Raw genomic sequence first — 24,777 nt, 5'->3', positions numbered from 1 at the left:
TCGTTCCGCTCACGCCGGGCCGTCGCCGATGCGCGCCAGGCCCAGCCGCGGGTCCGTCACCAGCCGCAGCCCTGTGGCCGGATCGACGATGGACCGCACGGCGGTACCCGCGGCGTGCCCCCGCGGGGCCGTGTCCGGTGCCGGGCCGGCGCCTTCGGCCGGCGCCCAGCCCGGGGTGTAGCCGGTGTCCTGCAGATCGCTGAGCCCGGAGATGATCTTCGCGAACGCGCCGACCGGTGCGTGGTAGCGGTCGCCGTCCCTGACCAGCCGCTGTGCGTCCCAGAAGTAGGTCTCCTTGCCGCGGTACTGCTGGTACATCAACGACACCAGGCGCAGGAACCGGTGGTAGGCCCGGCGGTAGGAATGGTCGAAGAAGCCGAGGGCCTCGTCCTCCGCCACCGTGCCGTCCAGGATCGCGGTGACCGTGGCCGCTCCCACCAGGGCGCTGAACATCGCCAGGTGCGTACCGGTGGACAGCAGGGGGTCCAGGAAGCACGCCGCGTCCCCCAGGACCACATGCCCTGGCCCGCAGAACCGCTTCGCGACATAGGAGTAGTCCTGCTCGACCCTGACCGGCGGCTGGAACTCGCCCTTGGACACCAGCGCGCTGACCGTGTCCGACTCCTGGACGAAGGCCAGGAGCAGTTCCTCAAGCGTCGCGTGGTCGGGCCTGCGCGCCTGGAAGGTGTCGCGGTGGGTCACGAATCCCACGCTGAGCCTCTCCCCGGCCAGCGGGATCACCCAGTACCAGCCGTCCGGTGAGGAGATGGCGTTGAGACCGCCCTCCGGCGATCCCGGCAGGGTCTCACCGCCCTGCCAGTACCCCCAGATCGCCACGTTGCGGAACACCTCGTGCGGCGTGCGGTCCCGGTGGTACCGGGTCGACAGCAGCCCGGCCCGGCCGGAGGCGTCGATCAGGAAGTCGCCCCGAGCCGTCAGCTGCTCGTCGTGACCCTGGCGCGTCCAGACCACGCCGGTCGGCCGCGACTCCTCGAACAGCACCTGCCGGACATGCGCCCCCTCGATGACCTCGACTCCCTGAGCCCGCGCGTTGTCCAGCAGCAGCCGGTCGAAGTCGCCGCGGTCCACCTGCCAGGAATAGACCTGCGGGCCGAAGTTGCCGGACCAGTCCACGCCCCAGTCCTCGGCGCCCCACCGGAACAAGCCGCCTCGTTTGATCTGGAAACCGTGGCGGGCGACCGCGGGTCCGGCCCCCGACAGTTCCAGCACCGCACGGCACGACGGAGCGAGCGACTCGCCGATGTGATAGCGCGGGAAGACCTCGCGCTCGAAGAGGCGGACCCTCAGTCCCGCCCGGGCGAGCAACGCCGCAGCGGTGCTGCCGGCCGGGCCGCCCCCCACGACCAACACAGACTTCTCCATGTTCCTGCCCCTTCAGCATGACCCCGCAGCCAGCACGGCAAGGACGAGAGACCTCGCACGTTCTGCGCGGACCGGATCCCTCTGAAGGGCCAGAACAGGTGCTACGTGCGTGGTGTCATCACATGTTGCCGCTGCGGCTCCATGGCGCATATATCCCATGTGGTGACATTCTCGGGCAGTCCTGGCGGTGACCCTCAGTGGCGGCGCGGAGTTCGGGAACCGAGATGCGGCGCGACGGTACTCGGTGTGCGCGGAAGATCAGTTACAGGCAACATATACCGGGTTTAATTGGCGGCCCTAAAATGGTCGGACCGGCTGCCTGTGCATCGACCTGGTGTTCGTGCCGGTGTCGGGCTGGCCCGCCGGCCGCCGGGGATCACGGGGACCTCGAGACGATCTCGACCGGCTCACCCGCCTCGCCCGCCTCATCGGCCACTCGACGAAAGATCTGCTCCAGCAGGAACGATCTCCAGGTGATCATTTCGCGGTGAATCGGCGATGCCCTGAGGAATTTCCGATCACATCGACGAACATCCGAATTGATCACACGCATGGCCGTCGATTTTTCCGGTTTCGACCTGATTTGCCCGCCACGTTCGCGCCCCTACCGTGACGGAAATGCATGTGAGGCGACCAATCGAACAAACCACCACAGATCACTGGGAGTGTCATCGGTATGGCGCAAGTCGCTTGCAGCGTAATGAGCGGTGTGGATAGCATCAAACGCCCCGGGTAGATGTCCGATGATGACGCCTTCGGGTGTTTCCTTCGCGCCTGTGCAATTGTGTCCTGGCAAAAGGGCGTCATTTCCTTTAAGCCGATTAAGGATGTGTCCATGGCTCGATCCGGTTCGCCGTCCGGAGGCCGGCCGTTCGTCGTCCCCTGGTGGCTGCCTCCCCTCGCCGCGCTCGTCGCCGTTCCCCTCGTCGTGCTCCTCGCCGGCGCGGTCGCGGCGTGGCTGCTGTCCGGCGACACGGGGACGGCCGTCGCGGTGTGCGGCGTGGTGGCGGCCTTCCTGGTCTTGGGGGAGGGCGCGCGCGGAGCGCGCACCGCCGACATGCTGCGGAGCAGGCACGCCGCTGAGCAGGAGGCACTCAAGGGCCACCTCGAGGCGCACATGGGCGAGACCTTCCGCCTCGCCACGCAACTGCTGCCCGCGGCGGTGGAACGCCTCCAGCAGGGCGCGCTCGTGGACGAGGCGCTGAGCGGTCTCACCCCGCACCCCCGGCTCGGGCCTGAGCTGGGAGCCGCCCACGAGGCGGTGCTGCGATCGGTGATCGACGCCGTGGAGGCGCAGGAGGGGCTGCGCGACTCCGCCCAGCGGGCCTTCGTCAACATCGCCCGCCGCGTGCAGGCCATCGTCCACCAGCAGGCCGTCGACCTGCGGGAGATGGAGGACAGGCATGGCACGAATCGCGAGGTCTACGATGACCTGCTCCATCTGGATCACGGCACCGCGCTGGTCGGACGGCTCGCCGACAGCATCGCCGTCCTGGGCGGGGCACGGCCGGGCCGCCAGTGGCGCTTGGACGTGCCGCTGTTCAACGTGCTCCGGGGCGCGATGTCCCGCATCATCGACTACGACCGCGTCGATCTGCACTCGGTGGCCGAGTTCGCGGTCGTCGGACCGGCCGTGGAGCCGTTGATCCACGCACTGGCCGAACTGCTGGACAACGCGACCCGCTACTCGCCGCCGCATGCCCGCGTCCACCTGACCGCGACCGAGGTGCACGCCGGTGTGGCGGTCGAGATCGAGGACGCGGGGATCGGCCTGACCGACGAGGCCCGCGTCCGGGCGGAGCGGGCGCTGGCGAGGGCGGCGTCGGGGTCCGCGGGGCTGGACCTGGACGACCTGGGCGAGACGCCGCGGCTCGGCCTGGCCGTCGTCGGCCGGCTCGCGTGGGTGAACCACTTCACGGTGGCCCTTCGCCCGTCCGTTTACGGGGGAGTCCGCGCGGTGCTGACCGTGCCGAAGGACCTGCTCACCGTGTCTCCCGTTCCCGGTGGCCAGATCGCCCGGGCCGGCTCGGTGCCGTCACTGCGGCCGAGGGCCGCCCAGCCGCCGACCGGTCCGAGCGGGGTCAGCGCCCCAGAGGTGGCGGAGTCGTTCTCACGCGGTGCCAACGGGCTGCCGCAGCGCCGTCGCCGCAGCGCTCCGGTGTCCGCCGGTGCCCAGCCGCCCGGTGCTGCGCGGGCCGGTGCCCGGCCCGCTGGTACGGACGCGTCGCGATCCTCGCGCGGTAAGGAGGAGTCCGGGTCCATGGAGCCCGGAATGTGGTTGGCCGACTTCCACGACGGCATCTCCGGAAAGCTTCTCCCGAACGACGCCGAGGACGCGCAGAACGGCCCGTCGTCGGGTGAGGATGAATGACCACATGACCCAGTATCGGCAGAACATGGACTGGATGCTCAGGGACCTGGCGACCAGTGTTCCCCAGATACGCCACGTCGTGGTGCTCTCATCGGACGGGCTGAGCATCGCGGGACTGAGCACGGTGCAGGAACCGGACAGCGATGCGGACGTCGCCGACCGCATCGCGGCGGCCTGCTCCGGGCTGCAGAGCCTGGCGTCGGCGATCGCCGCCGAGTTCCCGGACGGTGCGGGCCGGATGCGCCTGGTGGTGATCGAGATCGACGTCGGCTTCTTCTACCTGATGGCGGCGGCCCAGGGCGCCTACCTGGCGGTGATGGCCGACGAGGGGGTGGACGCGGGGCTGATGGGGCAGCGCATGCGCGACCTGGTGGCGCGTATCGGTGAGCATCTGACCAGCGCGCCGCGTTCGAGCGGGTCGGGCGTATGAACGATCCCCACGGGAAAGCCCGGCAGGACTGGGCCGAGGGCGGCCCGGAACGGCTCTACGTGGTCACGGGGAGCGGCTACCGGCCGGCCGAGCAGATCCCGCTCGATCTCGTCACGTTGATCGTGACGCGCCATGGCCCCGAGCCGGGAACGCCTCCGGAATCGGCCGCCATCCTCCACATGTGCGCCAATCCGCTGTCGGTCGCCGAGATCTCCGCCCACCTGTCCCTGCCCGCCAGCACGGTCAGCCTGCTGGTCACCGATCTGATGGCCACGGGACGGGTGGAAGCGCGGGCGCCCATGCGCGCGGCGCCCCGGCCCGACGCTGCACTTTTGGAGGCGGTGATCCATGGGCTCTCCAGAATCTGAGACGCGATACGAGAAGCGGCCCGGGCCCTCGGCCGAGGACGCCCTGCTCGCCACGGCCGCGACGGCGGTCAAGGTCGTGATCGTCGGAGGCTTCGGAGTCGGGAAGACGACCATGGTCGGGTCGGTGAGCGAGATCCGGCCGCTGACCACCGAGGAGACCATGACGGAGGTCAGCCGCGGCGTGGACGACGTCGCGGGCGTGGAGACCAAGACGAAGACCACCGTGGCGATGGACTTCGGCCGGATCAGTCTCAACGAGGAACTGGTGCTCTACCTGTTCGGTACCCCCGGGCAGGAGCGGTTCTGGTTCTTGTGGAAAGGCCTGTTCGACGGCGCGCTGGGCGCGGTGGTCCTGATCGACACCCGGCGGTTGGAGATCAGTTTCGACGTACTGGGCCGGCTCGAGGACCGGGGGATCCCGTTCATCGTGGCCGTCAACGGCTTTCCCGATGCTCCCGTACACCCGACGGCCGAGATCCGGGCGGCCCTGGACCTTCCCCCGTCCGTGCCCATCGTCGAGTGCGACGCCCGTGAGCGCGTTTCCAGCCGCGACACCCTGCTGGTGCTGATGCGCTACCTGTACACCCTCATCGATACGAACCAGGAGCGATGATCGTGCCCCCCGTACCCGATCCCGCAGAGCCCGAGACCGCCGGCACCGCCCAGCCGCCGCCGCAGTGCCCGGCACACGCGTTCCACGGCGACGACGGCCTGGTGAACCTGTTCTCCCCGGACGTCGTGGCGGATCCCATGCCCGCCTACGAGCGGCTCCGTGCCCGGCACGGGCCGGTGGCGCCGGTCCTGCTGGCCGATGACCTCCCCGCCTGGCTGGTCCTCGGCCACCGGGAGAACCTGGAGGTCGCCCGTACCACCACCCGCTTCACCCGTGACTCCCGGATCTGGAACCTGTACGTCGAGGACCGGGTCCCCGCGGACTCGCCGCTGCGGCCGACGACGCAGTGGGGCCCGATCATGCGGTTCACCGACGGTGACGAGCACCGGAGGCTGCGGTCGGCGTTCAACGACAGCCTGGGCGGCCTGAACCGGCGCGGCGTACGCCGTCATGTCATGCAGATCGCCAACCGGCTGATCGACGGGTTCTGCGCCGAGGGGAAGGCCGATCTGATCCCCCGGTTCGCCCAGCACCTGCCCATCCTCGTCATGGCACGGCTCCTCGGCATGCCGGACGAGGCCGGTCCCGCCCTGGTCAAGGCGACGCAGGACATCGTGACCGGGGCGAAGACGGCGGTCGAGAGCAGCGAGCAGATCATGCGGACGCTGACGCAGGTCGTGGCGGGGAAGCGGAACGCCCCCGGGAACGACCTCACCTCCTGGCTGCTCGGCCACAGCGCCGGGCTCAGCGACGGGGAGGTGGTGCAGAACCTGCGGCCGACTCTCATCATCGCCAACGAGACCACGGTCAGCCTGATCGCGAGCACGATCCGGATGATGCTCACCGACCCCCGTTTCCGGGCGTACCTGGCGGGCGGTCACATGACCATGGCCGACGCCGTGGAACAGATCCTGTGGGACGAGCCACCGTTCCGGCTGGTGCCTGGACGGTGGGCCATCGCCGACACGCAACTGGGGGGACAGCAGATCAAGGCCGGGGACCTCCTGCTGCTCGGCCTGGCCGCGGGCAACCGGGACCCCGCCATCCGGCCGGATCTGTCCGCCTCGCTGTTCGGGAACCGCTCCCACCTCGCCTTCGGTGGCGGCTCGCACGAGTGCCCCGGCCAGGAGCTCAGCCGCAGCATCGTGGAGACGGGGCTCGACACCCTGTTCGCGCGGCTTCCCGATCTCGGCCTGGGCGTGCCCGATGACGAACTGCACTGGGACACGGCCTGGATGACCCGCCGCCTCGCCTCGCTTCCCGTCACGTTCGCTCCCCGGCCCCCGTCGGCCGTGGTCCCGCCGGCGGAGGCCGGGGCGGGCGAACGCGGGCGGATCCGCGAGACCGACGATTCCGTGGCCGGGGGAAAAACCGGTGGCGTACCGTACACCGCTCACCGGCCTGCGGTGGAGGCGCGATCCGCGACCTGGTGGACGGTGTTGCGACGCCGTCTGCGACGCCACCGTGGGTGATCCACGTGTCGGCATCTCGCCCGGAGCCGAGGCTCACGTCCGAGGTGCCGTCACGGGCACCCTGGGCCAGGCGGTGAAGGCTCCACCCGGCGTCCTTGGGCGGTGCTGAGACGACCGCATCAGGCCAGGGGATGGATTCGAGCATCTTGCCACTTAATACTGGCATCGATTCTCCGCCGGCCAAGGAGCCCCCGTGGACCGACCGATCTCCCTCCCGTCCCGCCGCGCCGTCATCCTCGGTGGCACCGCGCTGCTCGGCGCCGCCACCACCGGGCCGCTGACCGGTACCGCGCGCGCCGCCTCGCCATCAGGCGAGTGGGCCGACGTGCCGGTCCCGCCGCTGTCGGGCCGGAGCCACCTGCTCGGCATCGCCGCTCCAGACCCGTGGCACGTGTTCACCGGCGGCACCGAGAACGCGTTCCAGCCGGACTCGCGCGCCGTCATGCTGCATCGGACCCCGCGCGGCTGGACGCGAGCCGCGCTGCCCGAGGGACTGGCCGGCGTCAGCGATATCCGCGCCCTGCACGCCGCCAGTGCCTGGGCCTTGGCCTCGGGCCCGAACGCCCAAGAGCGCACCGACCTGCTGCGCTGGAACGGACGCCGCTGGACGACGGTGCCCGGTCCCGCCGGCCGGCAACTCCATGCCATCGACGTGGACCGTGCCGGTGGGCTGTGGGCGACCGGGGTCGGCGGGGACGCCACGACGGTGTCCGTACGGCGTAACGGCCGGTGGGCGGAATCGCTCACCGTGCCCCGGCCCTTCGGGCTCAACGCCATCGCCGCGCGAAGCGCTTCGGACGTCTGGGCCGGCGGAATAGGGGAGTCGCAGACCGCTCCGACCCCGCTGTGGCACTTCGACGGCACGGACTGGACGCGCATCCCGTGGGGGACGACCTGGGCCCACTGGATCCTGCAGATCGAGTACGTGGCCCGCGACGACGTCTGGTTCTACGCGCTCGAGCAGCACCCGCTGTTCCGGCCGCCGACGCTGCACCATTGGAACGGGTCGGAGTTCACCGTGCATCCGCTTCCGGGCCCAGCCGACCCGGCCGGCGGGGTACGCCCGGCGTCCGCGGTCGGCTTCCTCGGCTCGATCGCCTCCGACGGTCGGCGCGGCGTCTGGCTGTCCACGCCGTTCGACCCCACCCACTTGCTGCACTTCGACGGCACCTCCTGGACACGCGCCGTCCCGCCCTCCGTGGTGACCGCCTACTCGATGACCCGCGTGCCCCACACCACCACCGTCTGGGCAGGCACCCAGGCGGGCACGGTCTGGAGGCGTTCGTGACTCCCCGAACGGGCGGCCCAAGCCCCGATCTGGACAACGATGAGGTCCAGGCCTCCTGGCTCCAGGTGAACCGGCGACCGCCGTGGACGACCCGTTCGCAGAGCTCCTCGACCCGGCCGGACGACCGACGGAGAACCCGCGTCCGGAGGTGACGTGGTCAGCCGCTCTGGCGGGCGCAGGCGGGGCAGATGCCGAAGATCTCCACCATGTGTTCGACCTCGGTGAAGCCGGCGTCGGTGGCGACGCGCTCGGCCCAGCGTTCGATCGCCGGGCCCTCGACCTCGACGCTGTACCCGCAGCGGCGGCAGGTCACATGATGGTGATGCGTGCTGGTCTCGCAGCGCCGGTAGAGGGTCTCGCCGCCCTGGTCCTGGATCGCGTCGACGACACCGTTCTGCCGGAGAATCTGCAGATGGCGGTAGACGGTGGCGAGCCCGATGCGCTCACCACGGCGCCGCAGCTCACCGTGGATGTCCTGGGCGCTGCGGAACTCCGGTAGGTCTGCCAGCGCCTGACCGATGATCACTCCCTGCCGCGTCCCCGGGACGCGTGTCCCCGCGCCCGTGGCGGACGTCCGCTGTGCGGGACCGTGGGATGAAGCTGCTGTCATGATGCGCGCTCTGCCCGATCTGTGTCGATTCGATTCGACGTCTGACCTGCCTTGAATCAGCCGATAGCACGGTACCAACTTGCCGCATGCGCCTTCGCCCGGCCGCGCGTACGCCGGTGCGGAGGGAGAAGCCGTCCGGACGGTCACTGTCGGCCGCCGGGGGACGGACGGGGCGTTGGAGGTCGTCCACCGTCTCCCGGGGGCAGCGCCACGTTCGGGACACCGAGCATGAATGACAATCATTCTCAGTTATCCCTTGCGGTTGTGTTAGGTGCATATCATAATCCTGATCATGAAAACGGTTCTCATTCTTCGGTCATGGCCGGCGTAGCCGGGGCGAGCCCGGTCGGCTCGCTGCTGCGGCCGGTGCGTGGTCGGCTCGCGCTGGCGGCGGGGTTGCAGGCCGTCTCCTCGGCCCTGGTCCTCTCGCCGCTCATCGTCAGCGCCCTCATCGCCGAGCGGCTGCTCGAGGACCCGGCCGACCCGGGCATCTGGCGTACGCTGCTGATCGGATCGGTCCTGCTCGCGGCCGGCCTGGTGCTGAAGGGCGTGGCCGATCTGGTCGCGCACCTGGCCGACAACACCCTGACGCTGATCCTGCGGCGGCGACTGGCGGCGCGGTTGCGCACCGCGCCGCTGGGCTGGTTCACCGGCACCACGGCCGGGCGGGTGAAGCAGGGGATGCAGGACGACGTCGGCGCGCTGCACCACCTCGTGGCGCACTCCTACAACGAGATCGCCGGCGCCGTCGCGACGCCGATCGCCGCATACGCGTACCTGTTCGTGGTCGACTGGCGGCTCGCGCTGATCCTGGTGGCACCCCTACCGGTCTTCGTCCTCATCTACTGGCGGATGATGGCCGGCAGCGGGCAGCAGATGGACGAGTACGGCCGCGTGCTGGCCGAGGTCAACAGTGCCGTGGTGGAGTTCGTCGACGGGATCCCCGTCGTGAAGACCTTCGGGCGGACCGGCCGTGCCCATGCCGCCTACCGTGCCGCGGTCGAGCGCTTCACCACCTTCTTCGTCGGCTGGTCGCGGCCGCTGATCGCGCCCGAGACCATCGCGAACCAGCTGGTCGCCCCGGTCGCGCTGCTGGCGTTGACGCTCGTGTCCGGGACGGGATTCGTCGCGGCGGGATGGATGGACGGGATCGACCTGCTGCCGTTCACACTCGTGGGCCTCGGGCTGGCGGGTTCTGTCGGCGTCCTGACCTCGAACGTGCAGGCGTTGCAGATGGGACGGGCCGCGGCCGCGCGGCTGAGCGCGCTGCTCAAGATCGACCCGATGCCGGAGCCGCCGGAGCCGGTGAGCCCGTCCGGTACGCGGCTCGAGCTCGACCACGTTCACTTCGGCTACGAGCCGGACCGGGAGGTCCTCCACGACGTCACCGCCACGTTCGAGCCGGGCAGCGTCACCGCGATCGTGGGCCCGTCCGGGTCGGGCAAGTCGACCCTTGCGCGGTTGATGCTCCGCTACGCCGACCCCACCGCCGGGCAGATCCGGCTCGGCGGCGCCCGGCTGGATCAGATCGCCTCTGAAGAGCTTTTCCGTACGGTCGGGCTGGTCTTTCAGGACGTCCGGCTGATCCGGGCCACCATCGCCGACAACATCGCCCTGGCCCGCCCCGAAGCGGACCGCGCGGACATCCAGCGGGCCGCCGCCGCGGCGAACATCCATGAACGCATCCTTCGCCTGCCGCGCGGCTACGACTCGGTGCACGGGGAGGACGCCGTCCTGTCCGGAGGCGAAACGCAGCGCATCAGCATCGCCCGCGCGTTCCTGCTCGACCCGGACGTGCTCGTCCTGGACGAGGCCACCTCGGCCGCGGACGCCGAATCCGAGCACGCCATCCAGACGGCGCTGTCGGCGCTGGTCACCGAACGCTCCCGCACCGTCATCGTGATCGCCCACCGGCTCGACACCATCCGCGACGCGGACGAGATCCTCGTCCTCGACCGGGGACGGGTCGCCGAGCGGGGACGCCATGGCGAACTCCTCGCCCTCGGCGGCTCCTACCAGCGCCTCTGGCAGGCCCAGCACGACCGGCGAGCACCGACCGAAGGACACCCCCGATGATCCGTCGGCTCGCCCGCTACCTGGGCCCCGAGAACGCCGCCCTCATCTACCGCTACCTGCGCTGGGCACTGTGCTCAAGCCTCCTCCAGGGCATCACGCTCGCGTTCACCGTCCCGATCCTGCGCGCGCTGCTGACCGGGGACGTCCGGACGGCCGCCATGTGGCTGGCGGGCTTCTGCGCCCTCGCCGCCATCTCGTGGCGGATCGAGTACTCGGCGACCCTCAAGGGCTTCGACGCGGCGGGTGAACTGCTCTCGACGCTGCGCTACCGGATCGGCGACCACGTCGCCACCCTGCCGCTGGGATGGTTCACACCCGCCAACACCGGGACCCTCGGGCTGACCCTCAGCAAGGGCGTCATGGACATCCTCTCCCTGCCCGTGCGGCAGCTGACCGCTCTGATCAAGTCGGTCGTGGTCCCGCTGGTGCTCATCGCCGCCCTTGTGATCGTCGACCACCGGATCGGGCTCATCGCGCTGGCGGCCATGCCCGCGGTCACCGCCGTCTACTGGTGGGCGGGCAGGCTCGGCCGCCGCGCCGACGCCGCCGTCAACCGCGCCACCGCCGACGCCGGCGACCGCATGGTCGAGTTCGCGCAGGCCCAGCCGGTGCTGCGCACCTTCGGACGGGCAGGGTCGGCCATCGACCACTTCGACCGGGCACTGGAGGAGCAGGCGCGCTCCGAACGGCGGCAGCTCTGGCTCGTCCTGCCGCCCCTCATCCTCAACGGGGTCGTGGTCCGGCTCGCGCTGCTGGCCCTGCTGGGCACGGTGATCGCGTTCGCCGCCGGGGTCACCGAACCGCTCGCGCTCGCGACCCTGCTGGCGACGCTGCCGGTCATCAACCGCCTCGTCACTCCGCTCGGCGAGGTCGCCGCCCATGCCACCGTCATCCGCGGCGCCACCGCGCAGATGGACGCCGTCGACGCCGTCCTGGACGCCGAACCGCTCCCCGAACCGGCCGAACCCCGGCTCCCGGCCGACGCGACCGTCGAGTTCGACGACGTCAGCTTCGCCTACCGCACCGCAGACCCGGTGCTCGACGGCGTGAGCTTCACCGTCGCGCCCGGCACCACCACCGCGATCGTCGGGCCATCGGGCTCGGGCAAGAGCACGCTCATCCGGCTCGCCGCCCGCTTCTTCGACCCGCGGGACGGTGCGATCCGCATCGGGAGGACGCCGCTGCCTCAGATCGGCGCCGAGAACCTGAATCGCCTGGTCGCCCCCGTCTTCCAGGACAACTACCTCTTCTCCGGCACCCTCGCCGACAACGTCCGCATCGCCCGTCCCGACGCGAGCGACGCCGACCTCGAGCAGGTCGCGGCGCGCGCCGGTCTGACCGACGTCATCACCGCTCTGCCGCAGGGCTGGGACAGCCAGGTCGGTGAAGGCGGCGCACGCCTTTCAGGCGGCGAAAGGCAACGTGTCGCCATCGCCCGCGCCCTCCTCAAGGACGCGCCCATCCTCCTTCTCGACGAGGCCGCCGCCTCCCTCGACGCGGAGAACCAGCAGGCGTTGGCCGCCGCGATCGAGACCCTCGGACACGAGAAGACGATCATCGTCATCGCGCACCAGCTGTCCACCGTCACCACGGCCGACGAGATACTCTTCCTCGAGCACGGACGCATCGTCGAACGCGGTACCCACCTCGAACTTCTCACCATGGACCAGCGGTACGCGGCGCACTGGCGAGCGCTCGACGCCGCCCGTACCTGGCGGATCCCGCACCGATGACCGGCGCACGGCGAGCGGGCGGGCGCCCGCCCAAGATCGCCATCGGCGACATCGTCGATGCCGTTCTGCGGGAAGGGTTCGCGGGCATCACCGTCCCCGCGGTCGCCCGCCGCATCGGCGTATCGACGATGACGATCTACCGGTACGCGCCCACGAGGGGCGAACTGCTCGCCCTGGCGTGGAACCACGTCATCACCACGACCGAGTGGCCGCCGCTCACCGCGCCCTGGCGACCGCTGCTCCGCACCCACGCGATCGCCTTCTGGCGACTGCTGGAACGGCATCCCGGCGTGGTCACCGAACTCTCGCCGGGCCTGATGCCGGCCGAGATGATGCGCCACATCGACGGCATCGCCGTCGCCCTCGTCGACCAGGGCTTCACGGCCGAGGACGCCGTCCTCGCGGTCGACCTGGTCATCGACCTGACCGTCGACCACCGCCGCGGCGTCGAGATGATCCACGGACTCACCGACAACCCGGCGACGCTCCAGGACATGGCCCGGCTCTGGGCGCCCGACGACACCGACCCGCCCACGAGGCGGGCGGTGCGAGCCGCCATGACCGACGCCATCGCGTGCGCCCCCTTCGACTGGTACACCCGGAAGCTGGACCTCGCACTCGAAGGCATCGAAGCCAGATTCGGAAAACAGTCCGAAGGTGAAGTACGACCTCGCGGTCGTCGCCACCTCACGTGGTAGACATTGATAACCGTTTTCATTATGTTGGAGGGAGTGTCGTGCACGGTTGTGGCGGGGAGGACGCGGTGTCCGATCGGGCGTTCACGGTAGTCGTCTGCGGGGCCGGGCCGTGCTGTCCGGCCCACGCCGCGGGTGACCTCCTCATGCCACGGCTCGCGGCCGTCATCAAGCAGAGCCGGCACGGCGTCCTGGTGCGCACCGGCTGCCTGCTGGACGCGCCGCGCTGCCGGTCGGCCGGAACGCACGACAGTGGCACCTATCTGGCCGTCCAGCCCTGCGACACCAGGCGCCGGCCGAACGGCCCGGCGATCCGGGTCGGGCCGATCCTGTCCCGTGACGATGCCGAGGCCGTGGTGTCCTGGCTGGCTGAGGGCGATCTGGACGCAGGCGCCCTCGTCCCGCGGCTGTACCCCACCACGTTCTGACCCGCCGTCCCGGCAGAGGCGTCACCGTCGCCAGACGCGCAGACCTTCGGGAGCGTCCGGTACGGGCGCCAGCCCGGCGGCCGACAGCTCCTCAGAGAGCCGCTCGTCGGAGATGACGTGGCAGTCGAACTCGGCGGTCTCCTCGCGGACGAGGCGGTCCCCGTCCCACGTCCGGTAGGTGCTCACCCAGCGGATCATGCCGTCGCCGGCCACGTCGGCGCGCGAGACCGTGTCGTAGCGGTGGCGGCCGAGCGTGCGGCCGGGAACCGTCGACGGCGGTACGGGCTCCGTGCGCTGCGGGTACTGCGCTTCCACGATGAGCAGCCCACCCGGGTTCAGTGCCTTCGCCCACTTCCGCCACAGTCGCTCACGCTCGTCCGGGGCGAAGTGCATCACCAGGTTGAGCAGGACGACCGCGTCCAGTCCGGTGCCGGGGTCGGCGGTGGCGGCGTCCTCGGGCAGGACGGTCACCCGCCGCTCCGCCTCCGGTAGCCGCGCCAGCCTCGTGACCAGCGCGGCCCGCATGACCCGCGCGGGTTCGATCGCGAAGATCTCGGCGTCCGGCGGCAGGAAGCCCAGCATCGCCTCGGTGTAGTAACCGGTCCCGGCGCCGATCTCGGCGACCGTGTGCGCGTCCTTGAGCAGAGCGCCGAGCGATGCGGCGACGCCCGCCCAGTGCTCGGTGGGAAGGATCAGCTCGTAGTAGGGCGCGTTGACGGCGTAGCCCAGCCCCTCGTCAGCCCTGGAAGCCTCGTCGGCCATGTTCCCGCCTTCTCTCGCCGCCCGTCCTTCTGACGGTCGTAATGATAACGGATCTGAAAATCATTTTCGTTCCTTTTGGTCGCCGATCCGGTGGTCACCGGTGGTCGACGGCCCGCTGCCAGGCGGAGCCGGTCAGCAGGCGGAGTCCGTTGAGGGCGACGATGATGGTGGAGCCTTCGTGGCCGGCGACGCCCAGGGGGAGCGGCAGGTGGCCGATCAGGTCCCACGCGACCAGCACGGCGATGAAGGCACCCGCGATGACGAGGTTGGCGGTGACCACGCGCCGGGCCCTGCGGGACAGCGCCATGACGGCGGGGACGGCCGCCAGTTCGTCCCGCACGATGATGGCGTCGGCGGTCTCCAGTGCCAGGTCGGAACCGATGCCGCCCATCGCCACTCCGGAGTGGGCGGTGGCCAGCGCGGGTGCGTCGTTCACACCGTCGCCGACCAGCAGCACCTTCTCTCCATCGGCCTGCAGGGCCTGGACGGCCGCGACCTTGTCCTGCGGAAGGAGCCCGGCGCGTACGTCTTCGATCCCGGCGTGTTCGGCGAGACGGTCGGCGGCCCGCCGGTTGTCGCCGGTCAGCAGCAGCGGACCGGTGCCGGTGATCGCGGTGATGGACGCGACGGCGGTCGTCGCGTCGTGGCGCGGCCGGTCGGACAGGCCCAGCACCCCGGCCACCCGTCCGTCGACGCAGACCACCACGGCGGTCTGCCCGCCGTTCTCCAGTTCCTCCACCGTCGTGACCGCTGCGCCGGGAGCCCGCTCGTCCAGGAGATGGGCGGGGCTGCCAACCCGTACCCATCGGCCACCGACGCGGGCGCCGACTCCCTGGCCGGGTGTCGAGGTGAACTCCTCGGCGTCCTCGATGGGCAGCTCTGCTCGCCGTGCGCCTTCCACCACCGCGCGTGCGAGCGGGTGCTCCGAGGGGGCCTCGGCTGCGGCGGCCAGCGCCAGCAGCTCCATGGACCGGGCGCCGGCGTCCACATCGGTGGCCTCGCCGGCGTCGGAAAGGGGCCGGACGGAGTCCAGTTGCGGGGTTCCTTCGGTGAGGGTGCCGGTCTTGTCGAAGGCCACCCGGGTGGCGGTGCCGAGGCGTTCCATCGCCACGGCGGACTTGACCAGGACGCCGTGCCGCCCGGCGTTGGCGATGGCGGCCAGCAGGGGCGGCATCGTGGCCAGCACCACCGCGCACGGCGAGGCCACGATCATGAACGTCATCGCCCGCAGCAGTGCCGAGGCCACATCGGAGCCGAAGGCCAGCGGGACGAGGAAGACCGCCAGGGTGGCGGCGACCATGCCGATCGAGTAGTGCTGCTCGATCCTCTCGACGAACAGCTGGGTGCGCGCCTTGGTCGCACTGGCCTGTTCGACCAGGGCCACGATCCGGGCGACCACCGTCTCGCCCGCGGGGCGCTCCACCCGGACCCGGAGCGCGCCGGTGCCGTTGAGGGTTCCGGCGAACACCTCGTCACCCGGCAGCCTGTCCACGGGGAGCGGTTCGCCGGTGATCGTGGCCTGGTCCACCTCACTCGCGCCGGCGATCACCCGCCCGTCCGCGCCGACACGCTCCCCGGGACGGATGACGATCACGTCCCCGACCCGCAGGTCGGCGGTGTGCACCGCCTGTTCGGTGCCGTCGGCCCCCAGCCGGACGGCGGTCTCGGGAGCCAGGTCGAGCAGGCTCCGTACCGAGTCGGCGGTGCGCTGGGTGGCGTAGGCCTCCAGCGCGCCGGAGGTGGCGAAGATGACGATCAGCAGTGCGCCGTCGAAGACCTGCCCGATCGCCGCCGCCCCGATCGCGGCGGCCACCATCAGCAGGTCCACGTCCAGCTTGCGCCCGGCCAGCGCCCGCAGCCCCGCCAGACCCGGTTCCCAGCCTCCGGCCGCGTAACAGGCCAGGTACAGCGTCCACCACGTCCACGACGGCGCCCCCGTCACATGCGCCAAGGCTCCCGCGGCGAACAGCGCCGTCGCGGCCGCCGCCCACCGCACCTCGGCCAACTCGAGGAAGCGGAATTTGCGCGGCCGCTTCCCCGCGCCGTCCGGGGTCCGGTCGAGGCGGGCGGGTACGTCGGAGTTAAGTCTCACTGCCATCGCAGGAGCATACATGCGCAGTCATGCAGCAATGAAGGCAGATGGCCAGTGGGATATTCTCGGCGCATGCACGCGTCGATGCCGGACTTCCAGATGCCCAACGAGGAGCAGGTGCATCTGGCGGCCGAGACCTTCCGGATGTTGTCCGACCCGACCAGGATGAAGATCCTGTGGGCGCTGCTGCAGGGCGAGTCCTCGGTGGCCTGCCTGGCCGAACTCGTCGGTGCGGCCCCCACCGCGGTCAGCCAGCACCTGGCCAAGCTCCGGCTCTCCGGGCTGGTCAGGGGACGCCGCGAGGGCACCTTCGTCTACTACTCCGCCGCGAACGTGCACGTCCGCCGGCTGCTGGAGGCGGCGCTCTTCCACGCCGACCACACCGACCGCGGCCTTGCCTACCACGACGATCAGAGCGTCGACGTCCACGGCGGAGCGCCGTGAGATCGGCTCTTTGAGCGGCTGACTCTCCCGCCGGGCGCGGGGTCGCGATGACACCTGCCCGGAATCGGCACAGTTGCATAGATAATGAAAATGATTATCATGCTGTTGGCAGTGCGGGCCGGGCATGCGCCCGGACGCAGGCCGCCTCCCCGGGCGTGTGACCGACCCTGACGAGAGAGAACCGACCATGCCGCGCATGACCCGCCGCATCCTGCGGCGTACCGTTGCGATCGCCGTTGCCGGCGCTCTGCTGGCCGGCTGCGGAGGGGCCGCGGACGATGGTGCCCGCGCGGGCGATGCCGCCGCCGGCGTCGCGGGCCTGGCGCCGATCGAACCGGTCGCCGCCGCCGACAAGATCACCGACGTGCGGGGCAAGGTCGTCGCGCCTGAGCGCACACCCCAGCGCGTGGTCTGCCTGGTGGCCGTGTGCGACGACATGCTGGCCGAGCTCGGCATGGTGCCGGCCGCCACCAATTCGTCGCTGCTCGCCCACCCGCGGTTCCTCGGCCCGGAGAAGGCGAAGCAGGTTCCCGTCATCCCCGGCGGATTCATCAGCCCTGAGGTCGAGGCGATCCTGTCTCACAAGCCCGACCTGGTCATCGGCCTGGAGGACACGCACGGCAAGCTCGCCCCCGCCCTGCGGGGCGCCACGACGTTCTGGCCCGTGCAACCCAAGAAGTGGCAGGACAGCGTCTCCTACCTGCGATCCCTCGCCGCGCTCACCCACCGCGGCGACCAGGCGGTGACCGCCGAACGAAGGCTGCGAGAGAAGCTGGCCGCCGCCGAGAAGGCCAAGAGCGACAAGACCGCACTGATCATCTTCGGTAGCGACGAGAACTTCGGCGTGGCCACACCGGGCATCGACGTGGCGGCCGGGATGTTCCCGCTCTTCAGCGACTACCCGTGGAAGAGCCGGGGCATCGAGGGTACCTACAGCCTGGAGGAGATCCTGGCCAAGGACGTCGACGTGCTGTTCGTGGAGACGATCGCGTTCGGCGCGCCCGGCGAGAAGCTGTCGAAGAAGATGGCCGGCAACGCCCTGTGGTCGCAGATCCCCGCGGTCAAGAACGGCAAGGTGGTCGAGGCGGATCCGGAGGTGTGGGCCAAGGGCCGGGGCACCCGGTCCCTCGGCGTCGTCCTGGACGAGGCGACGGCCGCGCTGCGATGAGCCGGGCGGCGGTCCTGGTGGCCGGGCTGCTGGCCATCGGCGCGCTCTGCGCGTTGTGTCTGGGCGCTCCCAACGTCCCGCTGTCCCGGCTGCCCGCGCTGCTGGCCGGTGGGCCGGCGGAGGGACTGGAGGCCGTGGTCGTCCGCGACGTCCGGCTGCCCCGGCTGCTGCTGGCCCTGATCGCCGGGGCCTGCCTGGGGGCGGCCGGGCTCGTCCTGCAGGAGGCGCTGCGCAATCCGCTGGCCGTTCCGGAGATGCTCGGCGTCTCCTCCGGAGCCGCTCTCGGGGTAGCGGCGCCACTGGTGCTCGCGCTGACCCTGCCCGGCTGGGCGTACCCGCTACTGGCTCTGCTGGGAGCCTGCGCGGGCGGAGTGGCGACGCTGGTCGCCGCGGGCTTCGGCCGGAGCCCGTCCGCGGTGCTGCTCACCGGGGCCGCGGTGGCGGCCGCACTGCAATCCGCGCTGCTGGTCCTGATGGTGATGGCGGACCAGCTCGACCTCCAGTTGATCTTCCGCTACCTGCTGGGCAGTTTGTCCGGCCGCACCTGGGACGCCTGGCACGACGTCTGGCCTTGGCTGGTGGCGACGGTGCCGCTGCTGGTGCTGTGCGCCCCGATGCTGGCGGTCCTCAGACTCGGCGACGATGACGCCGGTGCCCTCGGGGTGCGCGTCCGGCATGCCCGGCTGGGTGCGTTGGCCGTCGCTGTACTGCTCATCGCGCCCGTCGTGGCCGTCTGCGGCCCGATCGCCTGGGTCGGGTTCCTGGCCCCCCACCTGGCCCGGCGGCTGCGCCCGGACGCCGGCGTGCTGCGCTGGCTTCCCTGGACGGTCGCCTCCGGCGCGGTGATCACCGTCTGGGCCGACCAGGCCGCGCGGCTGGCCCTCAGGCCCGTGGAGACCCCGGTCGGTGCCTGGACCGCGCTGATCGGCGTGCCCGCGGGAGTGGTGCTGCTGCGCCGCCTCCATGCCGGGCCGCACCGTCCCGGCGCCGGGACGCCGGAGGTCTCCGCCGGACCAGAAGTGACCCACGCCGGGCGAGGGGCCGGTGCCCGATGACGGTGACCGAGCGGGCCGAGCACATGTCCCGCGCCGTTCCCGGCAGGACACGCCCGAACCGGCGGCGACGGCCCCTTCCGGCCCTCGTCGCCCTGCTCCTGGCCGTCCCGCTGGTGGCCATGGCCGACATGATCGCGGGACGTGCGCTGTCCGTCGGTGAGGTCTGGCAGGCGGTCACCGGCGGAGCGGCCGATCCGACCGTCCACCACCTGGTCTGGCGGGTGCGGCTGCCCAGGACGCTCGTCGCGCTGGGCGCCGGGGCCAGTCTCGGGCTCGCGGGTCTGGTCTTGCAGGCCGCGCTGCGCAATCCGCTCGCGGCACCGGAGGTCACCGGGGTCACGCCCGGCGCCGTGCTCGGCGCGGTGGCCGCGACCGGGGCCGGCCTGGCCGACTGGTCGTCACCGCTCGCCGTCGTGGTCGCCGCGATGGCCGGTGGGTGCGGCGGCGCGGGCCTGCTGTGGCTGCTGACCGGGCGAGGACGGTCGGACCCGGCGTCGGTGGCGTTGCACGGCGTGCTGGTCTCCGCGGCGCTGGGCGGGCTGACGGCGGTGGTGCTGCTGGCCGCACCGGGCGAGATCGGCAGCGTCGTCCAGTGGATGGTCGGCACGACCGAGGCACGGACGTGGGAGCACTGGACGCTGCTGTGGCCGTGGGCACTGTGCTGGGGCGTCGTCGCCTGCCTGACCGCGGGCCCGTTGATGCTGCTGCGCTGCGGCGAGCAGGTGGCCGAGACCGCCGGACTGGCTCCGGCGCGGGCGCGCGGATTCGCGCTGCTGTGCGCGGTCGCCCTGACCGCGGGCGCGGTGGCCTCGGTGGGGGCGCTCGGCTTCGTCGGCCTGGTGGTGCCGCACGCGGCGCTCGCCCTCTTCGGCGCCGACCTGCGGATCGGGTTGCCGGGTGCGGCGCTGGCCGGCGGTGTCGCGGTCTGCGGAGCGGACGCCGTCGCCCAGCTGCTGTCGCGGGCGGCCACCGCGTTGGGGGCCGAGCATCTCAGCGTCCCGGTCGGCGCGGTGACCACCTGCCTCGGTGCGGTGGTGCTGCTGGCGGTCGCCCGCCGGCAGGCCGTCGAGCCGTGATCCATCTCTTGAACGGCCATGTGAACGAGGAGTGCGGAGCGTGTCCAAACTGACCGGCGATCCCGCTACGGCACCGGCGAACGCGGCGGTTCCCCCGGCGGCGGGGGAGGGGACCGCCGCCGCGCCCGCCCTGCTGAGCGTTGACGGGGTGTCCTTCGGCTATCCGGGACAGCGCGTACTGGACGACGTGAGCCTGCGGGTACAGCCCGGCGAGCTCGTCGCCCTGGTGGGCCTGAACGGCTGCGGCAAGAGCACCCTGTTGCGGCTGGCGGCGGGCGTGCTCCGTCCCGAGACGGGACGGGTGTCGGTGGACGGTGCCGACATGGCGCGCGCCTCCCGCCGCGACGCCGCCCGCAAGGTCGCCCTGCTGCACCAGTCCGCCCCCGCCGTGCCGGGCCTGACGGTGCGCCAGATGGTCCGGCAGGGCCGCTACGCCGCGCGCGGCCCGCTGGGCATGCTCCGCGTCGGCGATGACGCGGTGACCGTCAGGGCGATGCGGGACGTCGGTGTGGAGCCATGGGCGGACCGGCCGGTGGACACGCTGTCCGGTGGTGAACGGCAGCGGGTCCGGCTCGCCCTCGCCCTGGCCCAGGACGCTCCCGTTCTCCTGCTCGACGAGCCGACCACCTACCTGGACCTGCGGCACCAGCTGGAAGTGCTGCAACTGGTGGCCAGGCTGCGAGAGGAACGCGGGCTGACGGTCCTGATGGTGCTGCACGACCTGGACCTCGCCTCGCGGTTCGCCGAGCGCCTGGTGGCCTTGCGGGACGGGCGTGTGGCCGCGGAAGGGCCGCCGGAGCAGGTGGTGACGCGCGAGCTGCTGCGAGAGGTGTTCGGCGTCGACGGCAGGGTCGGCCGAGACCCCGAACGCGGATGGCCCGTCTGCTACCCCGACCGACCCATCCCCGACACCCGATGACCACCGGAGCGACCGCCCGATGATGCTGCATCCTGAGTTGCTGCGCGCCGCCCGCACCGCGCCGGGCCCGCAGTTGTGCGCCACGGCCCTGCTCGCCGCGGTGACGGCCGGGCACATCACCCAGGCCGGGCTGCTCGCCATGGCGCTCGCCGACATCGCCCGCGGCCGCACCGACCGGCTGCCCGCCCTGCTCGGCGCGGTGATCGCCGTACTGCTCCTGCGCGCTCTCCTCATCTGGTGGCAGCGGGTGGCCGCCGCCGACGCCGGGGCGCGGATCCGGACGGCGCTGCGTGACGAACTGATCGTCCAACTCGGGCGCCTGGGCCCCGCGTACAGCACCGCCGCGCGTACGGGGGCCCTGCGCGCGACCGTCGTGGACGGCGTCGAAGGCGTCAACACCTACCTGTCGCGTTACCTCCCGCAGTTCGCCGTGGTGGTCCTGGTCACTCCGGTTCTCCTGGTGTGGATCGCCCTGCTGAACGTGTGGGTGGCCGCCGTCCTCACCATCGCGGTCGCTCTGGCCCTGTTCGTACCCCGCTTCTGGGACCGGGCGCTGGCCGATCGCGGGAGACGGCACTGGGACAGTTACGAGAGCCTCGCAGCCGATTACCTCGAAGCGCTCCAGCAGATGCCCACCCTGCGCGCGACCGGCGCCGTCCAGCGCAAGCGGGCGGCGCTGGAGAACCGCTCGCACCACCTGCACAAGGCGATCGTCGCCAAGCTCCGCGTCTCGCTGGTCGACACCGCCCTGACCGACCTCGCCATCCAGGCGGGCGCCCTCGGCGCGGTCCTGCTGGCCTGCGTGTCCGCTGCCACCGGCCAGGTGACCGGAACCGAGTCCTACCTGCTGCTGATGCTCGCCTCCGAGAGCTTCCGGCCGCTACGGGACCTGGCCAGGGAGTGGCACGCCGGGTACGTCGGGCTCTCGGCCGCCGACAGCATCGCCGCGCTGCGCACCGCCCGGCCCGCCGTGGCCGACACCGGCGGCCTCGCACCCGTGTGGACAACGGCGCCGGTCCTGTCGTTCAGCGGCATCCGCTTCTCCTACGCGGGCAGCGAGCGGCCCGCCCTCGACGACGTCGAGTTCGAGTGCCCGGCCGGCCGCACCACCGCCCTGGTGGGTCCCTCCGGGGCCGGCAAGTCCACGCTCCTTGCTCTCCTGCAACGCCACCACGACCCCGATGCCGGTGCGGTGCTGCTCGACGGCGTCGACGTTCGCGAACTGTCGCTGGCCGCGCTGCGCCGTACCGTCGCCGTCGTCTCCCAAGACGTCTACCTGTTCGCCGCGTCCATCGCCGACAACCTGCGGCTGGCCGATCCGGACGCCACCGAGGAGAGACTCGTCGCCTCCTGCCGCGACGCGGGCGTGCACGACGAGATCGCCGCGCTCCCCGATGGGTACGAGACCGTCCTGGGGGAACGCGGCGCCACGCTGTCCGGCGGCCAGCGGCAGCGGCTCGCCCTCGCCCGTGCCCTGCTCTGCGACGCCCCCGTCCTGGTGCTGGACGAGGCCACCAGCGCGGTGGACGAATACCGCGAACACCGCATCACCCAGGCGCTGCGCCGCGTGGCGCATGGCCGGACCTGCCTGGTCATCGCCCATCGGCTGGCCTCCGTCCGCGATGCCGACCAGATCGTGGTGCTGGACCGCGGCCGCGTCGACGCCGTCGGCGACCACGCGGCCCTGGCCGGCGCCGGCGGCGTCTACGCCGCGCTCGCCACCGCGGACCGGTCCGACTGAATCCGCTGAGGAGCGCCATGAACCCCCGCATACCGTCCCGGCGCGTGCTGCGCGGCCTGCTCCCCGCGCTGCGCCCGCACCGCCGGACCGTGGTCCGCACGATCGCCGCCTGCCTGATCGACCAGGCTTCGCTCGTCGTCCTGGTCACGTGGACGGCCCACACCCTCGGCCGCGCCGTGATCGACGGCGCCGCGCCCGGCCCCGCCACCGTCTGCGTGCTCGGCGGGCTGGTGCTGCTCCGCGCCCTCGCCACATGGCGGCAGATGGACCTGTCGCACGACCTGGCCTACCGCGTCCTCGCCGAGCTGCGCGTGCGCATCTACGACGGGCTCGCCCGCAGCGCCCCCGCCCGCATCTCCGGCCGACGCAGCGGTGACCTGGCGGCGACCGCGATGAACGACATCGAGGCACTGGAGTTCTTCTACGCCCACACCATCGCCCAACTCCTCGCCTCGGGCCTGGTCTTCACCGCCGGGACGGCCGTGCTCGGCACGCTCGATCCCTGGGCCGCGGTCGCCGTCGCGTCCGCGGCCGCCGCGCTGATGGTGCATCCGCTGCTCGGCGACCGGGGCCGGGACGCCCGCGGAGAGCGGGTCCGCACCGCTACCGCCCGGCTCTCCGCTGACGCCGTCGACACCACGGACGGCATCCGCGAACTCCTCGCCCACAACGCGCTCGACCAGCGTCGACGGCACCTCACCCGCGCCGCGGACGAGCTCGCCGGGGCACAGCGTGCCGAAGCCCGCCACGACGGCGCCTTCACCGCCGTGCAGGACGTCCTTGTGGTGCTGTCCCTGATCGCCGTGGTCGCCGTCATCGCGGGCGCGGGCGACCGTCCGCCGGGCGCGTGGGCCCCGGCCGCCCTGGCCCTCGCCCTCTCGAGCCTGGCCCCCGTGGCCGCAGGCGCCGACGCCCTCCGCCAGGCCGGCGCCCTGCGCGCCGCCGCCGCCCGGGTGACGGCCGCGATCGGCGCCCCACCCACCGCACCGTCCGCGTCCCGGCCGGTCCCGGCCCCGGACGGCCCGCTGGGCGTCCGGTTCAGCAACGTCCATTTCTCCTACGCTGGTACCCCTGTGCTACGCGGCCTGGATCTGTCCATCCCCGCGGGCCGTACCATCGCCCTCGTCGGAGCCTCCGGAGAGGGAAAGACCACCCTGGCCCACCTCCTGGCCCGCTTCTGGGATCCCACCGACGGCACGATCGAGCTCACCACCACCGGCGAGGCCGTCGATCTGCGCGACCTCGCCGACGCCGAGCTGCGCTCCGCCGTCGCGCTCGTCGGTCAGGACGCCGCCCTGTTCCACGGCACGCTCCGGGAGAACCTCCTCCTGGCCGCCCCCGAAGCCGACGGCGAACGCCTGGACCAGGTCATCGGGCAGTGCGGTGTCGACCGGATCGCCGCCACCCTGCCCGACGGCCTGGACAGCATCGTCGGAGAACGCGGCGCGACGCTCTCCGGCGGCCAGCGGGCCCGCGTCGCGCTCGCCCGTGCCCTGCTGGCCGGCTCCCGGATCCTCATCCTCGACGAGGCGACCGCACACGTGGACGCCGTCGGCGACGCCGAACTCGCCCGCCTGCTCGCCGGACGCGACACCACCACGATCGTCATAGCCCACCGCCCGGCCACCATCCGCCGCGCCCAGCACATCGCCGTCCTCCACGACGGCCGGATCACCGAACAAGGAACCTGGGACACCCTCACCGCCACTGACGGCGCCCTGTCCCGACTGCTGACCGGCTAAGGGCGTCGGCTTCCAGCGCTGCTCCAGGAAGGAAGTCGGTGGCGCGGCGTGCGCAGGCCAGCACCACGGGAACGGGCACCGGATCCTCCGATTAGAAAATGAAAACCATTATCGCTATCATGTGATGGGTCGAGAGGAGATCCGATGGCTCGCAACGAGCTACGGCCGGTGATCAAGCTGCGTTCAACCGCCGGTACCGGCCACACCTACGTGACCCGCAAGAACCGCCGCAACGACCCCGACCGGCTGACGCTGCGCAAGTACGACCCGGTCGTCCGCCGGCATGTGCTCTACCGAGAGGAACGCTGATC

22 protein-coding genes are annotated in these 24,777 nt (G+C 71.7%); 18 read left to right on the top strand and 4 right to left on the bottom strand.

The window, feature by feature from the left end; all coding sequences use genetic code 11:
* Nucleotides 1-9: 9 nt before the first annotated feature.
* The gene (locus ACH34Q_RS19300; RefSeq protein WP_395984352.1) at nucleotides 10-1,383 is read right to left on the bottom strand and encodes an NAD(P)/FAD-dependent oxidoreductase; all 1,374 of its coding nucleotides are present in this window, start codon (nucleotides 1,381-1,383) and stop codon (nucleotides 10-12) included.
* 835 nt (nucleotides 1,384-2,218) lie between these two features.
* Between ACH34Q_RS19300 and ACH34Q_RS19295 the strand changes: the two genes are divergently transcribed.
* From ACH34Q_RS19295 to ACH34Q_RS19270, 6 genes are all read left to right on the top strand, one after another.
* Nucleotides 2,219-3,754: an ATP-binding protein gene (locus ACH34Q_RS19295; protein WP_395984351.1), complete on the top strand. Its 1,536-nt coding sequence runs from the start codon at nucleotides 2,219-2,221 to the stop codon at nucleotides 3,752-3,754.
* A gap of 4 nt (nucleotides 3,755-3,758) precedes the next feature.
* On the top strand, nucleotides 3,759-4,184 hold the full coding sequence (locus ACH34Q_RS19290; RefSeq protein ID WP_395984350.1) for a roadblock/LC7 domain-containing protein: 426 nt from the start codon (nucleotides 3,759-3,761) through the stop codon (nucleotides 4,182-4,184).
* Nucleotides 4,181-4,552: a DUF742 domain-containing protein gene (locus ACH34Q_RS19285; RefSeq protein ID WP_395984349.1), complete on the top strand. Its 372-nt coding sequence runs from the start codon at nucleotides 4,181-4,183 to the stop codon at nucleotides 4,550-4,552. Before ACH34Q_RS19290 ends, ACH34Q_RS19285 begins: the two co-directional genes overlap by 4 nt.
* The gene (locus ACH34Q_RS19280; RefSeq protein WP_395984348.1) at nucleotides 4,533-5,165 is read left to right on the top strand and encodes a GTP-binding protein; all 633 of its coding nucleotides are present in this window, start codon (nucleotides 4,533-4,535) and stop codon (nucleotides 5,163-5,165) included. Before ACH34Q_RS19285 ends, ACH34Q_RS19280 begins: the two co-directional genes overlap by 20 nt.
* Complete coding sequence (locus ACH34Q_RS19275; RefSeq protein ID WP_395984347.1) at nucleotides 5,162-6,637, top strand: cytochrome P450; 1,476 nt, start codon at nucleotides 5,162-5,164, stop codon at nucleotides 6,635-6,637. Before ACH34Q_RS19280 ends, ACH34Q_RS19275 begins: the two co-directional genes overlap by 4 nt.
* Nucleotides 6,638-6,830: 193 nt before the next feature.
* Nucleotides 6,831-7,925 (top strand): hypothetical protein, encoded by a 1,095-nt coding sequence (locus ACH34Q_RS19270; RefSeq protein WP_395984346.1) that lies wholly within the window; start codon nucleotides 6,831-6,833, stop codon nucleotides 7,923-7,925.
* 157 nt (nucleotides 7,926-8,082) lie between these two features.
* Here ACH34Q_RS19270 and ACH34Q_RS19265 read toward each other — a convergent pair whose 3' ends face one another.
* Nucleotides 8,083-8,535, bottom strand: a complete 453-nt coding sequence (locus tag ACH34Q_RS19265; protein ID WP_395984345.1) for a Fur family transcriptional regulator — start codon at nucleotides 8,533-8,535, stop codon at nucleotides 8,083-8,085.
* A 318-nt stretch (nucleotides 8,536-8,853) separates the two neighbouring features.
* Between ACH34Q_RS19265 and ACH34Q_RS19260 the strand changes: the two genes are divergently transcribed.
* The 4 genes from ACH34Q_RS19260 (at nucleotide 8,854) to ACH34Q_RS19245 (ending at nucleotide 13,467) form a co-directional block, all read left to right on the top strand.
* Nucleotides 8,854-10,611, top strand: coding sequence for an ABC transporter ATP-binding protein (locus ACH34Q_RS19260; protein ID WP_395984344.1), 1,758 nt, complete (start codon nucleotides 8,854-8,856; stop codon nucleotides 10,609-10,611).
* Entirely contained in the window at nucleotides 10,608-12,344 is a 1,737-nt protein-coding gene (locus ACH34Q_RS19255; protein ID WP_395984343.1) for an ABC transporter ATP-binding protein, read from the top strand. Before ACH34Q_RS19260 ends, ACH34Q_RS19255 begins: the two co-directional genes overlap by 4 nt.
* Complete coding sequence (locus ACH34Q_RS19250) at nucleotides 12,341-13,042, top strand: TetR/AcrR family transcriptional regulator (protein ID WP_395984342.1); 702 nt, start codon at nucleotides 12,341-12,343, stop codon at nucleotides 13,040-13,042. Before ACH34Q_RS19255 ends, ACH34Q_RS19250 begins: the two co-directional genes overlap by 4 nt.
* Nucleotides 13,043-13,185: 143 nt before the next feature.
* Nucleotides 13,186-13,467: a hypothetical protein gene (locus tag ACH34Q_RS19245; RefSeq protein ID WP_395984341.1), complete on the top strand. Its 282-nt coding sequence runs from the start codon at nucleotides 13,186-13,188 to the stop codon at nucleotides 13,465-13,467.
* Between the two features lie 21 nt (nucleotides 13,468-13,488).
* On the opposite strand, the gene ACH34Q_RS19240 is transcribed toward ACH34Q_RS19245, so the two are convergent.
* Both ACH34Q_RS19240 and ACH34Q_RS19235 read right to left on the bottom strand, forming a co-directional pair.
* Complete coding sequence (locus tag ACH34Q_RS19240) at nucleotides 13,489-14,229, bottom strand: class I SAM-dependent methyltransferase (RefSeq protein ID WP_395984340.1); 741 nt, start codon at nucleotides 14,227-14,229, stop codon at nucleotides 13,489-13,491.
* A gap of 94 nt (nucleotides 14,230-14,323) precedes the next feature.
* Nucleotides 14,324-16,327: a heavy metal translocating P-type ATPase gene (locus tag ACH34Q_RS19235; RefSeq protein ID WP_395984339.1), complete on the bottom strand. Its 2,004-nt coding sequence runs from the start codon at nucleotides 16,325-16,327 to the stop codon at nucleotides 14,324-14,326.
* 66 nt (nucleotides 16,328-16,393) lie between these two features.
* Here ACH34Q_RS19235 and ACH34Q_RS19230 point away from each other — a divergent pair, with 66 nt between their 5' ends.
* From ACH34Q_RS19230 to rpmG, 8 genes are all read left to right on the top strand, one after another.
* Nucleotides 16,394-16,765: an ArsR/SmtB family transcription factor gene (locus ACH34Q_RS19230; protein ID WP_395984338.1), complete on the top strand. Its 372-nt coding sequence runs from the start codon at nucleotides 16,394-16,396 to the stop codon at nucleotides 16,763-16,765.
* 196 nt (nucleotides 16,766-16,961) lie between these two features.
* Complete coding sequence (locus tag ACH34Q_RS19225) at nucleotides 16,962-17,933, top strand: ABC transporter substrate-binding protein (protein ID WP_395984337.1); 972 nt, start codon at nucleotides 16,962-16,964, stop codon at nucleotides 17,931-17,933.
* Nucleotides 17,930-18,988 (top strand): FecCD family ABC transporter permease, encoded by a 1,059-nt coding sequence (locus ACH34Q_RS19220; RefSeq protein ID WP_395984336.1) that lies wholly within the window; start codon nucleotides 17,930-17,932, stop codon nucleotides 18,986-18,988. Before ACH34Q_RS19225 ends, ACH34Q_RS19220 begins: the two co-directional genes overlap by 4 nt.
* Entirely contained in the window at nucleotides 18,985-20,064 is a 1,080-nt protein-coding gene (locus tag ACH34Q_RS19215) for a FecCD family ABC transporter permease (RefSeq protein WP_395984335.1), read from the top strand. The genes ACH34Q_RS19220 and ACH34Q_RS19215 overlap by 4 nt, the downstream gene beginning before the upstream one ends.
* A gap of 40 nt (nucleotides 20,065-20,104) precedes the next feature.
* Complete coding sequence (locus ACH34Q_RS19210; RefSeq protein WP_395984334.1) at nucleotides 20,105-20,983, top strand: ABC transporter ATP-binding protein; 879 nt, start codon at nucleotides 20,105-20,107, stop codon at nucleotides 20,981-20,983.
* 19 nt (nucleotides 20,984-21,002) lie between these two features.
* A complete protein-coding gene (locus ACH34Q_RS19205) occupies nucleotides 21,003-22,724 on the top strand; it encodes an ABC transporter ATP-binding protein/permease (protein WP_395984333.1) in 1,722 nt (573 codons plus the stop codon).
* Between the two features lie 17 nt (nucleotides 22,725-22,741).
* Entirely contained in the window at nucleotides 22,742-24,466 is a 1,725-nt protein-coding gene (locus ACH34Q_RS19200; RefSeq protein ID WP_395984332.1) for an ABC transporter ATP-binding protein, read from the top strand.
* A gap of 144 nt (nucleotides 24,467-24,610) precedes the next feature.
* Nucleotides 24,611-24,775 carry a 50S ribosomal protein L33 gene (gene rpmG / locus ACH34Q_RS19195; protein ID WP_395984331.1) on the top strand — a complete coding sequence of 55 codons (165 nt, stop codon included), beginning with the start codon at nucleotides 24,611-24,613 and terminating at the stop codon, nucleotides 24,773-24,775.
* Nucleotides 24,776-24,777 lie beyond the last annotated feature (2 nt).

It is taken from the genome of Actinomadura sp. 9N407 (assembly GCF_044326315.1).
Lineage (GTDB): Bacteria > Actinomycetota > Actinomycetes > Streptosporangiales > Streptosporangiaceae > Spirillospora.
This window is presented reverse-complemented; position numbering and strand designations above follow the sequence as displayed.

Coding starts and splice junctions, on each gene's coding strand:
- ACH34Q_RS19220 (WP_395984336.1), top strand. CDS start 17,930: ATGAGCCGGGCGGCGGTCCTGGTGGCCGGGCTGCTGGCCATCGGCGCG.
- ACH34Q_RS19250 (WP_395984342.1), top strand. CDS start 12,341: ATGACCGGCGCACGGCGAGCGGGCGGGCGCCCGCCCAAGATCGCCATC.
- ACH34Q_RS19200 (WP_395984332.1), top strand. CDS start 22,742: ATGAACCCCCGCATACCGTCCCGGCGCGTGCTGCGCGGCCTGCTCCCC.
- ACH34Q_RS19275 (WP_395984347.1), top strand. CDS start 5,162: ATGATCGTGCCCCCCGTACCCGATCCCGCAGAGCCCGAGACCGCCGGC.
- ACH34Q_RS19280 (WP_395984348.1), top strand. CDS start 4,533: ATGGGCTCTCCAGAATCTGAGACGCGATACGAGAAGCGGCCCGGGCCC.
- rpmG (WP_395984331.1), top strand. CDS start 24,611: ATGGCTCGCAACGAGCTACGGCCGGTGATCAAGCTGCGTTCAACCGCC.
- ACH34Q_RS19300 (WP_395984352.1), bottom strand. CDS start 1,383: ATGGAGAAGTCTGTGTTGGTCGTGGGGGGCGGCCCGGCCGGCAGCACC.
- ACH34Q_RS19230 (WP_395984338.1), top strand. CDS start 16,394: ATGCACGCGTCGATGCCGGACTTCCAGATGCCCAACGAGGAGCAGGTG.
- ACH34Q_RS19205 (WP_395984333.1), top strand. CDS start 21,003: ATGATGCTGCATCCTGAGTTGCTGCGCGCCGCCCGCACCGCGCCGGGC.
- ACH34Q_RS19255 (WP_395984343.1), top strand. CDS start 10,608: ATGATCCGTCGGCTCGCCCGCTACCTGGGCCCCGAGAACGCCGCCCTC.
- ACH34Q_RS19215 (WP_395984335.1), top strand. CDS start 18,985: ATGACGGTGACCGAGCGGGCCGAGCACATGTCCCGCGCCGTTCCCGGC.
- ACH34Q_RS19260 (WP_395984344.1), top strand. CDS start 8,854: ATGGCCGGCGTAGCCGGGGCGAGCCCGGTCGGCTCGCTGCTGCGGCCG.
- ACH34Q_RS19235 (WP_395984339.1), bottom strand. CDS start 16,327: ATGGCAGTGAGACTTAACTCCGACGTACCCGCCCGCCTCGACCGGACC.
- ACH34Q_RS19295 (WP_395984351.1), top strand. CDS start 2,219: ATGGCTCGATCCGGTTCGCCGTCCGGAGGCCGGCCGTTCGTCGTCCCC.
- ACH34Q_RS19245 (WP_395984341.1), top strand. CDS start 13,186: ATGCCACGGCTCGCGGCCGTCATCAAGCAGAGCCGGCACGGCGTCCTG.
- ACH34Q_RS19285 (WP_395984349.1), top strand. CDS start 4,181: ATGAACGATCCCCACGGGAAAGCCCGGCAGGACTGGGCCGAGGGCGGC.
- ACH34Q_RS19290 (WP_395984350.1), top strand. CDS start 3,759: ATGACCCAGTATCGGCAGAACATGGACTGGATGCTCAGGGACCTGGCG.
- ACH34Q_RS19240 (WP_395984340.1), bottom strand. CDS start 14,229: ATGGCCGACGAGGCTTCCAGGGCTGACGAGGGGCTGGGCTACGCCGTC.
- ACH34Q_RS19225 (WP_395984337.1), top strand. CDS start 16,962: ATGACCCGCCGCATCCTGCGGCGTACCGTTGCGATCGCCGTTGCCGGC.
- ACH34Q_RS19265 (WP_395984345.1), bottom strand. CDS start 8,535: ATGACAGCAGCTTCATCCCACGGTCCCGCACAGCGGACGTCCGCCACG.